General features: G+C 48.1%; 16 protein-coding genes and 1 pseudogene. 10 read left to right on the top strand and 7 right to left on the bottom strand.

Going from position 1 to position 13,885, the window contains the following annotated elements; all coding sequences use genetic code 11:
- Positions 1-276: 276 nt before the first annotated feature.
- The 3 genes from AB1656_26820 to AB1656_26810 all read left to right on the top strand — a co-directional run bounded on the left by AB1656_26820 (position 277) and on the right by AB1656_26810 (position 2,951).
- Entirely contained in the window at positions 277-690 is a 414-nt protein-coding gene (locus AB1656_26820) for a secondary thiamine-phosphate synthase enzyme YjbQ (protein MEW6239010.1), read from the top strand.
- A 511-nt stretch (positions 691-1,201) separates the two neighbouring features.
- Complete coding sequence (locus AB1656_26815) at positions 1,202-1,594, top strand: hypothetical protein (GenBank protein ID MEW6239009.1); 393 nt, start codon at positions 1,202-1,204, stop codon at positions 1,592-1,594.
- A gap of 67 nt (positions 1,595-1,661) precedes the next feature.
- Entirely contained in the window at positions 1,662-2,951 is a 1,290-nt protein-coding gene (locus tag AB1656_26810; GenBank protein MEW6239008.1) for a hypothetical protein, read from the top strand.
- A gap of 237 nt (positions 2,952-3,188) precedes the next feature.
- Here the strand turns inward: AB1656_26810 and AB1656_26805 are convergent, their stop codons facing one another.
- The 3 genes from AB1656_26805 to AB1656_26795 all read right to left on the bottom strand — a co-directional run bounded on the left by AB1656_26805 (position 3,189) and on the right by AB1656_26795 (position 4,050).
- Positions 3,189-3,368, bottom strand: a complete 180-nt coding sequence (locus tag AB1656_26805; protein MEW6239007.1) for a hypothetical protein — start codon at positions 3,366-3,368, stop codon at positions 3,189-3,191.
- Positions 3,369-3,466: 98 nt separating this feature from the next.
- A complete protein-coding gene (locus tag AB1656_26800) occupies positions 3,467-3,790 on the bottom strand; it encodes a type II toxin-antitoxin system PemK/MazF family toxin (GenBank protein ID MEW6239006.1) in 324 nt (107 codons plus the stop codon).
- Positions 3,784-4,050, bottom strand: coding sequence for an AbrB/MazE/SpoVT family DNA-binding domain-containing protein (locus tag AB1656_26795; GenBank protein ID MEW6239005.1), 267 nt, complete (start codon positions 4,048-4,050; stop codon positions 3,784-3,786). Before AB1656_26795 ends, AB1656_26800 begins: the two co-directional genes overlap by 7 nt.
- A 280-nt stretch (positions 4,051-4,330) precedes the next feature.
- Between AB1656_26795 and AB1656_26790 the strand changes: the two genes are divergently transcribed.
- The 5 genes from AB1656_26790 (at position 4,331) to AB1656_26770 (ending at position 8,700) form a co-directional block, all read left to right on the top strand.
- On the top strand, positions 4,331-5,767 hold the full coding sequence (locus tag AB1656_26790) for a Gfo/Idh/MocA family oxidoreductase (GenBank protein MEW6239004.1): 1,437 nt from the start codon (positions 4,331-4,333) through the stop codon (positions 5,765-5,767).
- A gap of 304 nt (positions 5,768-6,071) precedes the next feature.
- Complete coding sequence (locus tag AB1656_26785; protein MEW6239003.1) at positions 6,072-7,178, top strand: aminotransferase class I/II-fold pyridoxal phosphate-dependent enzyme; 1,107 nt, start codon at positions 6,072-6,074, stop codon at positions 7,176-7,178.
- A 206-nt stretch (positions 7,179-7,384) separates the two neighbouring features.
- On the top strand, positions 7,385-7,915 hold the full coding sequence (locus tag AB1656_26780; GenBank protein MEW6239002.1) for a prepilin-type N-terminal cleavage/methylation domain-containing protein: 531 nt from the start codon (positions 7,385-7,387) through the stop codon (positions 7,913-7,915).
- 267 nt (positions 7,916-8,182) lie between these two features.
- Positions 8,183-8,410, top strand: a complete 228-nt coding sequence (locus AB1656_26775; GenBank protein MEW6239001.1) for an addiction module protein — start codon at positions 8,183-8,185, stop codon at positions 8,408-8,410.
- Positions 8,407-8,700, top strand: a complete 294-nt coding sequence (locus AB1656_26770) for a type II toxin-antitoxin system RelE/ParE family toxin (GenBank protein MEW6239000.1) — start codon at positions 8,407-8,409, stop codon at positions 8,698-8,700. The genes AB1656_26775 and AB1656_26770 overlap by 4 nt, the downstream gene beginning before the upstream one ends.
- Positions 8,701-8,823: 123 nt before the next feature.
- On the opposite strand, the gene AB1656_26765 is transcribed toward AB1656_26770, so the two are convergent.
- The 4 genes from AB1656_26765 to AB1656_26750 all read right to left on the bottom strand — a co-directional run bounded on the left by AB1656_26765 (position 8,824) and on the right by AB1656_26750 (position 12,875).
- Entirely contained in the window at positions 8,824-10,785 is a 1,962-nt protein-coding gene (locus tag AB1656_26765) for a UvrD-helicase domain-containing protein (protein ID MEW6238999.1), read from the bottom strand.
- Between the two features lie 202 nt (positions 10,786-10,987).
- Complete coding sequence (locus AB1656_26760) at positions 10,988-11,185, bottom strand: type II toxin-antitoxin system HicA family toxin (protein ID MEW6238998.1); 198 nt, start codon at positions 11,183-11,185, stop codon at positions 10,988-10,990.
- A complete protein-coding gene (locus AB1656_26755; GenBank protein MEW6238997.1) occupies positions 11,182-11,373 on the bottom strand; it encodes a type II toxin-antitoxin system HicB family antitoxin in 192 nt (63 codons plus the stop codon). The genes AB1656_26760 and AB1656_26755 overlap by 4 nt, the downstream gene beginning before the upstream one ends.
- Positions 11,374-11,573: 200 nt before the next feature.
- Positions 11,574-12,875, bottom strand: coding sequence for a Gfo/Idh/MocA family oxidoreductase (locus AB1656_26750; protein ID MEW6238996.1), 1,302 nt, complete (start codon positions 12,873-12,875; stop codon positions 11,574-11,576).
- A gap of 369 nt (positions 12,876-13,244) precedes the next feature.
- Between AB1656_26750 and AB1656_26745 the strand changes: the two are divergent.
- Together AB1656_26745 and AB1656_26740 are read left to right on the top strand one after the other, a co-directional pair.
- Positions 13,245-13,502: pseudogene (locus tag AB1656_26745) on the top strand (BMC domain-containing protein).
- Between the two features lie 279 nt (positions 13,503-13,781).
- A partial coding sequence (locus tag AB1656_26740; protein ID MEW6238995.1) for a prepilin-type N-terminal cleavage/methylation domain-containing protein occupies positions 13,782-13,885 on the top strand: 104 nt, incomplete at its 3' end.

The raw sequence follows: 13,885 nt of genomic DNA, 5'->3' as shown, positions 1-13,885 counted from the left end.
GGGATTCATTTTTTTGCGTTATTGAATCACGAAACCACGAAAAGGCTCGAATTCCACGAATTTTTTGAATCACGGATAGCGCGGATTCTTTAGGATTCCGCGGATAAAACATTTTCACGGTGCGATCCCTTGCGCCAAACTGTCTTACTATTTTTTTTCGCGTTTTTCTTTTTTATTTTGCGTTTTCGCGATTCAACATGACCGTCATAATAGACTTCTCCTACTTTTTTTCGCGCGTAACATGAGTTATTCAAGAAAAAAAGGAGGGTTATGCCAATGAATTTCGCTACTGAATATCTTTGGTTCCAAACCAAGCAACGCCGGGAGTACATCAACATAACGCCGCAAGTGGAAGAAATCGTTCTCCGCAGCGGAATTCAAGAAGGGATGGCGCTAGTGTCCGCCATGCACATTACCGCCGGGATTTACGTCAACGACGCGGAATCGGGACTGATCGCCGATATCGACGAATGGCTCGATAAGTTGGCGCCTCAAGGCCCTAATTACCGGCATCACCGGACGGGCGAAGACAACGGCGACGCTCATCTCAAGAATCTGCTCATCCATCATCAGGTCATTGTTCCCATCACCAACGGACGGCTCGATTTCGGTCCCTGGCAGCAAATTTATTACGCCGAATTCGACGGAAAGCGGCGCAAGCGGGTTATCGTGAAGGTGATGGGGGAATAGGCTTTCGCAGAATTTCTTGCGCATTCTTGGGAAGGTCGAATTAATGCCGGTTCATGTTGACAAACCAGCCGTAGGGTAGGCTCAAAGCGAAACGTAGCCCACCAGCTCTTGTCGAGGTGTTTCAGATAAGTTCTTTTTTTGATTGAATGGAGGATTGGATACGAATAGAATATAAAAAAAGCCGAATAGGGGTTATAAGATGGAAGCGAATCCAAAGTTATTTAAGAAATCGGAAATAGAAGATTCGGTTCGTTGCAGGGGACCGGAGATTGTAGGGAGTTTGGGGGAAAAGATTCAATATAAGGGATATTGGATTGTTCCTGTTGTAAAGCGTTTATCGGAGGAGGGGGAAGAGAGGTTAAAGGAAGCGGGTGGAGAAGAGGAGCGTCTTTTGGTTTGGGGACGGGAGTTAAAAATTCAGTATTTAATTTTTTATAAGGATGGATTGAGGTTTTTGTTTAATCGGTCTTCGTTGGAGGAGGTAATGGAGGAATTGAAGGATGGTTGAGATATGGCTTCGAAGGTAGGCATCTTTTGGTTTTTTAAGATAAGCGGTTCGGTAAAAATCAAATCGTTTCAATGTGAGTTGCGGGAGGCGGAATCGTGGAATGGGTTCCGCTCTTATTGTTTTGGTCATAGTCAAAAGTGGCCGGATGCAGTTAAGGAATTTCCAGAGTTGGGAGGTTCGGATTTCAGAAGATGGCCTAGGGGGAGGGTTTTGTGGAATGAAAATAGCCGGAAATTCGAAATTGTGATGGCGGTAGAATTGTTGGGGGAAGATAAATTCAAGGATTTAATAATAGAGGAATTTGCTTTATATGGATCCAGCAAGGAATTTTTGAAGGACGTTCATTATAAGATATCGAAAGAAGTTAAAGAGATGTTTTTGGGAGGGGATGGGTAAAATTCTGCTTCAAAAAGATCATGCCTAATCGAAAACAGATTATTATGAGGAAGGGAGAAAGAATACGATGAACCGCTATTTTATTTTCGCGTTTGCGATTTGCGCCGCTTTTAATCTTGCGTCGGCGCAGGAGCTAGGAGAAGTCGTCGCGATAACCAACGAGGCGGGCGCGCAGCAGTTCCCCGACGCCGCCTATAATTCCAGAGACGATTCGTTTCTCGCCGTATGGGAGCATGTCGCCGAGGACGATATTGTAGAAATCCACGGCGTTGTTTTGAATGGGCAGACGGGGAAGCCAGTGGGCGCTCCCGACGTTCTTCTGATGGGCGTCTACAGCATCGAAGCGCCGGAGATCGCCTATAATGGCGACGCGAACGAATTTCTGCTCATCGCCCGCAGAAACAACGACGATGTTGTTCTGGCGCAGCGCATTTCCAATACGGGCGTTCCCGTTGGCGAGCCGGTTGAAATCGGCCGCAGCGACGGGCCAACTTATTTCGATCCCGCCGCCCGCGCCCGCGTCGCGACCGTCGCATACAATTCCACCGATAAGCAATATTTTATCGGCGTTTGCGGCGAATATTGGGGATATATCGTCAATCCCGATCTTTCCATCGATTTCCCTATTCCCCGCTTCGGCGAGGGAACGAATCCCGCCGCCGCCTGGTCGAGCAAGAGCAACGTTTATCTGATGGCTTATGAAGACCGCCAAACGCGCAATACCGGCAACGAAAACCTCAGCGCCCAATTGCTCTCCAGTCTGGGCGAGCCGATCGGTGACGCGATATTCTTGCGCGATCAGGATTTCGCCGAGGAATCTCCCCGCATCGCCTACAATTCCGTTGACGATCAGTTTCTGGTTGTTTGGGACGAGCGCATCGGCTTTTCCGAAAACCTCAATCCACAAACGCTGACGGATACCATCGGCCAGCTCGTCGGCGCGGATGGCAGCAAAATCTGGAATCCCATCCCCATCGAAGCGGGAACAGCCTATACCTTGCGGCAGGATGTGGAATTCAGTCCTCAGGCGGGGGCTTACCTCGTCGTATGGAAAGGCGACGAGAGCGGCGACTTCGCTTTCGCGGACATCTTAGGGCGAATTGTTGGGCGCGACGGATCGCTGCAAAGCGATATATTCCTCATCTATGACGGCGGCGACAATGGGACGGATGAAGGAAACAGCGAACAATATTTCGACGAATCCAAACTTCCGGTAGTGGCGCTCAACGCCAAAACGGGCGCTTTTCTCGTCGTGTGGGAAGAGGCGGGGACGAACCGCAATCCCGCCGACCGCAACATCATGGCCCGATTCGTTAAAGTAAAAACCACGCCTATTCATTCGTGGGAAATTTATTGATTCATGTTACGCACTTCTATTCCCTCGCCCTTTGGGAGAGGGGTAGGGTGAGGGGGGTAAGTTTATTCAAATCAACCCTCACCTAACCTCTCCCAATCTTGGGAGAGGAATTGTATAGTCGGCAAATTCTTTGATAAATTGATTACACGCAAATCATTAGTTATTGATTTCGATAGATTGCTTATTTCAAGACGGCGGCGTTTTATCGAAGCGCCGCCGCATTTCATTTTATTCCTATCATCCCATCCAAAATCCTTTGCGGTGACTGATGCCCAATACCTTATGGCAAAAGGGACAGAAATAAATATACCTTTTTCCTAGCAGCGATTTCATGCTATGCCCCAATACTTTCTTCAACGATTTTTCGCAATGGGGACATACGGGTTCCAAATCTTCTCTATACTCGACATCGATCATGGATTATTTTCCTCTTCTGCAAATTCGCTTTCAGAAACTAAATCAGGCTTAAGGGTGGACGCCCTTGCAGTCGGGAGTATTGACTTGTTGCCGCGATTCTATTCCGCGAATACCTCAGCAAGCGTGATAAGCACCGCGTCCTGATCCTGCTTGCTGATGCGGCCTAACTTTCTCACTAGGCGCGTCTTATCTACTGATCGGATTTGATCCAACACAATTTGGCCATCTTTGCCTTCAAATTTGCAGGCGATGCGGGTGGGGTACTGACGACCCTTCGTTGTCATTGGCGCAACGATCACTGTTCCAATATGCCGGTTCATTTCATCAGGGGAAACAATGACGCACGGGCGAGTCTTTTTGATCTCGTTCCCGATTGTTGGGTCCAGGTTAACCAAATAGACTTCAAATCGCTTGACTACCATTCCCAATCGTCATTGTCCCAACTACTAAGGCTAAAGACTTCCGAGTCAAGCAGCTTATCATCGCCTCTGCTTGCCATTTCAGCGAACTGTTCGTCCCAACCTTGGCGGGGACCTCGAACAGATCGAACCACCAACTGCTTTCCTTGCACTTCGATCTCAATCTCATCTCCAAGTTGAGTTTGGTCAAGAAGCAGCTTTGGAATGCGAATGCCCCGAGAATTACCTATTTTTACAATCCGCGTTCTGGTATTGGTTCCCATCTTCGACCTCCCGGCTGGTTGTAATTACATAGTATACACCAAGGTCAGAGATGTCAAGCCTGATAATCGGGATTATCTCGCGGCTAACATAGGCAATTCTCCTCTTCTTGATTCGAACCATCCATTTCCATTTGCTTTCCTAAACGCTTTATCATATCAAATTATTACATCATTTATTCTGGAAGTTGGCGCAGATTTATGATAGGTTTGAGATCATCGCGATATTTTAACCGAATCATAATCCAATAAATTCGAATCCATTGATAAAAAGGAGAACAATATGTCTCGCGTAACTCGCCGAAATTTTTTGAAGAATTCCTTGGCGGCCGGGGCTGCTTTCACGATCAGCGGAACCCAAGCATCGGGAAAAGTGCTTGGCGCCAATGATACGGTGCGCATCGCCGTGAGCGGCATTCATGGACGGGGAGGATCGCACATCGACGAATTCCAACAAATGAAGAATGTGAATGTGGTTTGTCTCGTCGATCCGGATGCCCGCACCTTCGCCGGACGCAGCAAGCAGGTTGTGGACCTGGGCGGCAAGACGCCGCAGACGTTCCAGGACATCCGCTCCGCCCTGGATATCAAGGACATCGACGCCGTCAGCATCGCCTCGACCAATCATTGGCATTCGCTTACCGCTATATGGGCCTGCCAGGCGGGCAAAGACGTTTATGTGGAGAAGCCATGCAGCCATAATGTTCATGAAGGGCGAATCCTCGTAGAAACCGCCCGCAAGTACAAACGCATCGTTCAGCACGGAACCCAAAGCCGCAGCGACCGCAGTTGGTGGAGACTGGCGGAAATCGCAAAGCAAGGGACTTACGGCAAATTGCTCATTTCCCGCGGCCTGGTTTACAAGCGGCGCAAAAGCATCGGCTTTCAACCCTTCGACGCTCCGCCAAGCGAGGTAGATTACAACCTCTGGCTCGGCCCCGCTCCGGAACAACCCTATAACACCAATCTTGTTCATTACAACTGGCATTGGTTCTGGGATTTCGGCAACGGTGACATCGGCAACCAGGGCGTTCACCAAATGGACATCGCCCGCTGGATGATTCCCGGCGCTGAACTGCCCAAAAGCGTCATCTGCGTCGGCGGACGGCTGGGTTACGTCGATCAGGGCGAAACGCCCAATACGCAAGTAGCCATTTTCGATTACGGCGAAACCAAACTCATTTTCGAAGTGAGGGGACTGGAGACGGAACCATACCTTGGAGAAGGCACGGGCGACATTATGCACTTCGAAAAAGGCTATGTCGTAAATAACAAATTCGTCCCCAACGGCGGGGGCGCCGCCGAGGAGTTGCCTAAAGTGGAGGTTAAATTAGGACCGGATGAAGGACATGGCCATTTTGGCAATTTCATCGCCGCCGTACGCAGCCGCAAGAAATCCGACCTCAACGCCGAGATTATCAACGGCCACTATTCCGCCGCGCTCTGCCACTTGGCGAATATCTCCTACCGCGTAGGGCGGGAATTCCCCTTCGAAACGGCGCCGAAGGAGTTTACCGGCTGCGACGCCGCTATCGATGCGCTGGAGCGCATGAAAGAGCATCTCACGAAGAATGGCGTCAATTTGAAGGAAGCGCATTACCGCATTGGACGGAAACTTATTTTCAACGCCAAGAAGGAACAATTCATCGACGATCCCGAAGCCAATGCTTTATTGACGCGCACCTATCGCAAGCCGTTCATCGTGCCGGATAAGGCGTGACTTTGGGACTTTGGGACAGGGGGACTTTGGGATAGGACAGACAGGGTGGCAAGGGCAAGTTTTTTTTTTGCCCTTGACTTGACGGAGTGGAAAGGGCGGCTAATGCGCCGCCCTTTTTTCCCTAACGCTAGTATTCAAAGACATTTGATTTTGAACGTTGCATTGTTGAATAAGCCCCCTCACCCTAACCCTCTCCCGGAGGGCGAGGGGACAATTTCAAATGTCATAGAATACTAGACATCTATTGAACAAAAGTTTGAAAGAGTATAATGAAAAATCCAATTCCTATTATCGAGGCATACTCATGATTCGACTCGCACAACGAACGACGAAAATCGACTCTTCGGGGATCCGCAAGGTCTTCGCCTTGGCGGCGGATATGAAAGACCCGGTCAATCTCTCCATCGGCCAGCCCCATTTCGACGTGCCCGATGAATGGAAAGAGGCCGCCATCGATTCCATCCGCGCCGGAAAGAATAGCTACACTCTGACGGCGGGACTGCCCGATTTTCGCGAGAAGATCAAACAACTTTACCTAAAGCGCGGCCTCGATTTGGGCGACGTTTTGATTACGTCGGGCGTATCGGGCGGGATTTTGCTTACCTTGATGGCAGTCTTGGACGAGGGGGACGAGATAATCATTCCCGATCCATTTTTTGTCATGTATAAGCACCTGACCAACTTCATCGGCGCCAAACCGGTCTTTCTGGATACCTATCCCCATTTCACTATCGATCCGGAGCGGCTGGAAAGCCTGATTACGCCGCGCACTAAGGCGATATTGGTTAACAGCCCCAGCAATCCAACAGGAACCGTATATACGGAAGAGGTCATGAAAGGCGTCGCCGCCGTGGCGGAAAAGCACGGCCTGCTGCTGATTTCGGACGAAATCTACGAATGCTTTTTATATGAGGCGCAGCCGCTTTCCCCAGCGCAATTCTATCCTTATACGCTCATTCTGAACGGCTTTTCCAAATCCGCCGCCATGACCGGCTGGCGCTTAGGCTACGCTTACGGTCCCAAAGAGATCATCGCCGCCATGATTAATATTCAGATGTATTCCTTCGTCTGCGCGCCCAGTTTTGCGCAATACGCGGGAATGGCGGCGCTGGACGGAAATACGGAAGCGCGGCGGCTGGAATATAAAGCGAAGCGCGACCGCATTTACGATGGCTTAAAATCCCATTACAACGTGGTAAAGCCCGGCGGCGCATTCTACATCTTCCCCGAAGCGCCCAACCAGGACGGCGACGCCTTTGTGAAAAAAGCCATAGAGAACAATCTGCTCATCGTCCCCGGCAGCGTCTTTTCCGAACGAAAAACCCACTTCCGCATTTCCTACGCGGCGGAAGATCGAACCATCGATCGGGGGATCGAGATATTGCAGCGACTGGCGGGGGAATGTAAGTGAATGGCGGCTTATAAGTAGAATAAGTAAACTTGTCCTAGTTGTCCTCCCATCTAAAGTGGGTTACGCTGCGCTCTAAGCCCACCTTACACAATTAATAATGAAAATACGCGATTGCGTAACATGAAATCGTTAAAATAGAGTAAAATCATTAGGAGCGAGCCGTAGAGCCTATCAAATCCTGTCAGATGAAAGGCAGAACCAAAAAGATGAAACATACGGTCCAATTGAAGAGTTTTACGCTGATAGAGCTTCTCATTGTCGTGGCGATCATTGGCATCCTAGCGGCAATTGCCGTCCCCAACTTTTTGAATGCCCAAATGCGAGCGACTATCGCCAAAATGGAAACGGATATGAAGGCTATCGGCGATGCCCTGGTCATGTACCGCATCGATAACCGATGTTATTTTCCGCAAATGAGCAGCAATCCATATCAGGAATTAATGCGTTTGACAACACCCATTTCTTATATCGCCAGAATTCCGAATGATCCTTACCGGCGGCCGGGCGCAAGGTATGTCAGCACAACTACAAACTACGATTATTCGGCTTATGGACCCGAATGCAAAACCGATTGGTTGTTGCATGGCATAGGTCCCGATACAGACGAAGATATCAATGTGGGAGCTTATGGTCCCCAGACGGCTGACTTATTCAAAGGATTGCTCTATCAGGCTTCGAACGGGATTGTCAGCAGCGGTGATGTTATTCATACCTCCTGGCGCGGCATTTCTTTTTAAGACGTTCCGTAAAAAGTATTGTTGGGTGGGTTAAAAGCGAAGCGTTGCTTACTTTTCCTTTTATTATGCCTGCGTAATTGTTGAGAACTTATATGCCAGAAGAATTAAAATTACTAATCGACAGAGCGGCTCAAGTCCTGAAAGAAGCGGGAGCGCGAGAGGTTTATTTATTCGGCTCCGCCGCAACCGGAATTCGCGCGTTCTTCGTTTGTCCAGGTTGAAGATTTCCGCTATAATATTATGTACAAACTGGGTAAAGGTGATTTTATGTCCGCTATATTAGAGAGAATCGAGCAGGAAGCGCTCAGCCTTTCCAAAGAAGAACAGGTGGAATTGATCCAACGGCTGACGTTACATGTAAATGAATGTCCTGTGGAAATTTATTCAGCCTGGCTGGAAGAGATCGAACGACGGGTTGCCAACGCCAAGAGCCAGGGCGCTGTCGGGCGCAGCTTGGAAGAAATTTCACGCGAAATCAGAGGAAAGTACGTTTGAAACCCGTCATTTTTAGCGCCGAAGCCGAGGAAGAATGGCGTCGCTCCGTCGATTATTATGAGCGGCAAAAGGCTGGTTTAGGGTTGGAGTTCGAAGAGGATATTCGTTCCGCCGCTCTTACGATTGCCCAAAATCCCCAACGTTGGCCCCAGATTGGCTCCGCTCAAAGATATCTGTTGACCCGATTTCCTTTTTCTCTTTTCTATCTCGATTTTCCGGATTGCGTTTACGTGATTGCGGTGGCGCATATGAGCCGGGAGCCGTTTTATTGGAAAGATCGAACGAAATGATGGCCGTTATAAACCTATCGTATTAAGCACATTTTGCTAAGTCAAGAGCAGAAAAAACCTTGCCCTTGCCACCCGGTCATTTTTTAGTGGCTTTCCTGTCTATGACAATCTTGTTCTCCTATTTCATCTAGAAGACACATAATTTAATCTATCGAGATAATCCTTGAATCCTTGCTTGTCGTCCATTCGATTTTTCTTCTGATCGCTTTTCTTGTAACTGTAAAAATCTATGTTATTTTCCGGCAACTGATCTAAAAAATAATGGGCTTGTCTTGCTCCACCAGATTTTAGAGCCGTGAGAATGTGTAAGCTTTTTCTCGCCCTCGTCATCGCAACGTAAAAAGCATTTTTAGTTACCGGCTTCATGTTTACGTCATCAAAGCCAATAATGATCACGTGCTCCGCCGAGAGCCCTTTGGAACCGGCAATCGTCATCAACTCCACTGCCCCCATTCGCTTTACTTCGATTTCCTCTAGCTCCGCTTCTTCCTCCTCTTCGTGTTCCAATCTCGCAATTTCTTCCTGGTTGATATCTTCGCGCTTCATATCATTCTGAAGTTTTTCTTTGTCGGCTAACGGAATGAGGCTGGAGAATTGCTCTAATTTTTCTGTAACGGTGTTTTCGCTGTCCAAAATAGTTTTAACTTCGTTGCATTTGTTCAGGGCGTCCTTGATCTCTTGCTCATCTAGGTTGCAGAAATTCTTACCATCCCGCATGGCCATTGCAATCAACTCATGTATTCTTTCTTCCGAGACCTTTTCATAGTGGAGCACTTTCCGAAAAGTGAAGTTGTTCTTTGGATTATTGGCAAGAGAGTAATAGTTTAACAATTGGTAATAATCTTCTGAAAATGATCGTTTCTCTGTCTGATATTCCGCCGCTATTTTTTTTATCTTCTCTTTCGCTTGGCCGTAAAATTTGACCTCTTTCGCCGGTGTCAAAATCAGTAAAAAAGCATCTTTTGCTTTTCCGGCCACCAATTGCCGCTTGCGTTCGTCAATTTCTTCTTTGTTATCAGCAACGAATTTTTCGATATAATCAACCGCAGTAGACCCAGCGGCGCATGCAACGACTTGTACCTTGAGTACATCACTGTTGCTTTTTAGCGGTAAATAAATTTTTTCTATGCATCCTTCTTCTCTTTGCTGTTGAATAAAATGATCGGCGGTTTTCGTGATGTGGTAACTGCACCTGCCACAGAAAGGGAGCATCCCGTTGGTATAACCGCTTTTTTTATACAGATTTCGAATCAGCGTAGGTTTAGCTGATTTCAGATTCTCATAAAGGACTTGCTCGTCGTCTCCAACGATAAGTAATCCATTGGGATTTTTTGTTAATTGGTTAATAAAGGCTTCTTCGGCAAGATTAAAATCCTGATATTCATCAATAATGAAGTAGTTGTTTTCATTTATATCGGGGTTTTCTGCCAACACCTTTGCGGCACGTAAAATCAAATCAGCGAATCCGGCCGCATTGTAAAATCGGCATAGTTTGAAGTAAGTTTTTTTGAGATTTTTCCATTCTTCGGCTTCGTTAAAGTTATTATCATACAACTGTTTTTCGAATTTTTCCCATGTATAAACGTTCTGGTCTATGTCGGTATAAAAAGCAAGCACATCACCCCAAACTATACTTTTCCAAAACTGCCCGATGATCCGAAAATGCGGCTTAAACGGCCATCGGATCGTCCCATGATTTTTTTCAACAATACTTCGAGCGAACTTATGCAAAGTGGATACTGTTATTTTACCTTTTTGCTTGTCGGTTAATTTTTTGTCGCCTTTGATATCATTCTGCAAATCCGCCACTAACTTTCCAACAAAGCTTGTAACAACAACGCTAGCGCCATCGTCTTTTTGATACCAATTAAAAATCCTATTTAGAAAAAGGTGGCTCTTGCCTGTTCCAGGACCAGAGACGATCAAAAATTTTACTGCCCTATGTTGCGCGATATCAGAAGCATTTCGGTTGAGGTAATTTTCCCTTTTAGCATCATCAAGCGAATCTAGTGCCGTACGCAACGTCTGTATTTCATGAGGTTTAAAGGGAGAACCATCATCGTTGATAAGAGATCGTATCTTCATAGTTTTATTCTTGCTGGTAAATTATTTTTTTCACAGCCATGCCACATTCTTCATTATCTCGGCATGAATTTCCATTCGCTTTTCGGCTCTCTTTCTCTCTTTAACCAGCTTAATAAAGTGGGCTCAAAGCGAAGCGCAGCCCACCTTTTCTTTTTTTGTTGGTCTTATATCGATACGGCAACCAGCGCATTCGGCTCGCTCATTAGTAATTAACCTTATTGGTTGGATTACTCAATAGCTTGATGATATTTTTCGACAATCCTTCCTTAATATCTCGATGACGAGGGATAGGTTGTAAAACGCCAGTAATTGGATTGCGATACCAATCATGCTTGCCGCCATGTCGGACTAACACGCATCCGAACTCTTCGATCGTTTTGATCAAAAAGGTCCGTTTCATGATACGACCAATTCGTCCACTTTGCGTATGCCCGGAAGATCGCCGCTTGTCAAATCATGGTATAAATCCAGCAAGTGATCCTTGAGATCCTCAAGCGTTTCTCCTTGCGTCCAATAATCGGGATAGTCCAGAAAATATCCGATCCAAAAGCCATCTTCTTCCCAATGGATATATTTAACGGTTTGCATTTCTATTCCCCTTACCCAAGTGAGCGCAGAATGGTTCAGGTTTTTGACTCATCCTTTGTGAATATATTGTAATCGTTATGTATGAATCGAACAATAACGATATTCAGAGCTTCCATCAATCCTCTTCCACAACAATTAGTTTAGTAGGGTGGGCTAAAAAAAACGTAGCCCACCCTACATATATCACCCTACATATTATATTACGCCAGTTTCCATGGACTGCGCGGGCGCCTTTTTACTAGGCGGTTGGCTTTGGAACTGTTGGTTACTCTTTCGCGCTTGTCGTCCCAGATTAATTTTTCTCCCGTGCGGTAGGAAATATTTCCCAACAAGCCGCCTTTGGTTAGTTTGAAGGCGTATTCCACGTTGCAGGTGGTTTTTTCGCGGGTTTTGATTGCGTTGAGAAATTCCTGCAGATGGCCCGGCGAGTTGGGGATAGTCGGTTCGGGACGGGGGAATTTCTCGTCGATTCTGCCTTTGACGTAGATTACATTGCTATCGTAATCCGTCACCATCGTCGCGTCGGTTCCTTGGAAGACGCAGCCGATGCCGCCGGGGAATCCCGCCAGACCCGCCGGATGAATCGTCCAGTTCAAAATCAGGCCGGGATATTCGTAAACCAGTTCCATGCGTTCCGGCGTTTCCGCGTTGTCGCCCAATTCGGGCAGCTCGCCCACGGCGCTAACAGTCAACGGCGCTTCCAGATTCATCGCCCAATAGGCGACGTCGGTGATATGGCACCAAAAGTCCATCAACATGCCGCCGGAATAATCCCAAAAATAACGAAAGTTGAAATGGGAGCGGTTGGGATTGTAAGGACGTTTGGGAGCGGGGCCTTGCCAGAAGTTATAATCCAGTTCCTTCGGCGCTTCGCCGTCGGACGGATTGCCGAGGCTGTTGGTGCGGGCCGTTTTCCAGCAGTGGATGCGGTCGATCTTGCCCAAGCGGCCCGATTGCACCATCTCCACGGCGCGGCGGTAGGTGTCGTTGTCGTTATGGATATGGTTGCCCATCTGAGTGATGCGCTGGTATTTCGCCGCCGCCTCCACCATCGCGCGCCCGTCTCCGATGTTGTGGCAGAGAGGCTTTTCCACAAAGACGTCCTTGCCTGCCTTGCAAGCGGCGATGAAGATGGGAGCGTGCCAGTGGTCGGGAGTGGTTACCGTCACGAAATCGATGCCATCGAGTTGCAAGACTTCGCGGAAATCGTGAAATCCTTTCGGCCGCGTTCCCTGCCGTTTTTCCGCATTGTCCAAGGCTTTGCGCAGGTGGTTGTCGTCCACATCGCAAATCGCGGCGGCTTCGGCGCCGAGTTGCATAAACTGGTTGAGCCGTCCCGTTCCCATGCCGCCGACGCCGATAGCGGCGAAGCGCAGTTTTTCGTTGGGGCTTTCGCCCGCCTGGGCGCGATAGTTCGCCGCCGTCAGTCCCAGCGCCAATCCCGATCCGAGCGCTTTCAAGCTCGTCCGTCTCGTCATTCCTTTGGTTTCGTTCTCTTTCATATCGCCTGCCTTGGGAACCGGGAAAACCAACGGCGTAACCGGCGGTTTTCCAGCGTTCCATAACTTTATAGAATTGTGCGAACGATTCTTCCATCTGCGAATGCGGGCAAAGAACCGTTCATGAGCCTGCTTAGCTACGGCCATTAATTTACAATAAAAGAACTTCGGATCGTAGGGAAGGCAAATCTATCCAGCAACAGGCGAGACGCCTGTTTTACCTTGGGAAATATACGACATTCGGAGCGCAGGGAAGGCGCTGCGTTAGCCCAGATCGTCAAATGCCGCAGGATTTCTTTTTCTCCGCCTTACTTTTCAGCGGCGAAACATTTATTATTTATTTTGAAATAAGAAGGAAGGGATAATCATTCTATGAGCGCGTTGGGTTTGATCGAAACCAGAGGATTAGTAGGCGCCATCGAAGCGTCCGACGCCGCCGTCAAAGCGGCCGATGCGGTAGTGACCCAGATCGAATACGTCGATCCGGGACTCGTAACCGTCAAACTGCGCGGCGAGGTCGCCGACGTAAAAGCGGCGGTGGATGCGGGCGCCAGCGCCGCGCGGCGAGTGGGCGAAGTCGTTTCCGCGCACGTCATCCCCCGTCCCGACGAGGAAGTGGAAAAAATCATCCAATACGATCCCGAAATCACGGCGAATGGAGTGGATGCGCGCCCAGCGCCGGCAAAGAAAAATCCCAAGGACAATCCGCTCGCCAAAGCCAGAAAAAAATAAGAGTTCTTTATCCGTTGTTTTTTAGGGTTAATGTTTCATTTTTCTTTCTTTGAAACGCCATTTGCGAGAGGAAAAGAAATATCCGGCGAGTTGTTTTCTCTCATTCATCTTAACTGAAATTTTGTTTTGAAATCTTATGCGTATTATTTGTTTGATTGCCAATAGGAGGAAAAATCGATGAAGAAAGGATTTACCCTGATTGAATTGCTCATTGTTGTAGCCATCATTGGAGTGCTGGCCGCTATCGCCGTTCCCAATTTTCTGAATGCCCAGATGCGCGC

It is taken from the genome of Candidatus Omnitrophota bacterium (genome assembly GCA_040755155.1).
In the GTDB taxonomy this organism is placed as follows: domain Bacteria; phylum Hinthialibacterota; class Hinthialibacteria; order Hinthialibacterales; family Hinthialibacteraceae; genus JBFMBP01.
Note: the sequence above shows the minus strand (reverse complement) of the source record. Positions and strands in the feature narration are given on the sequence as shown.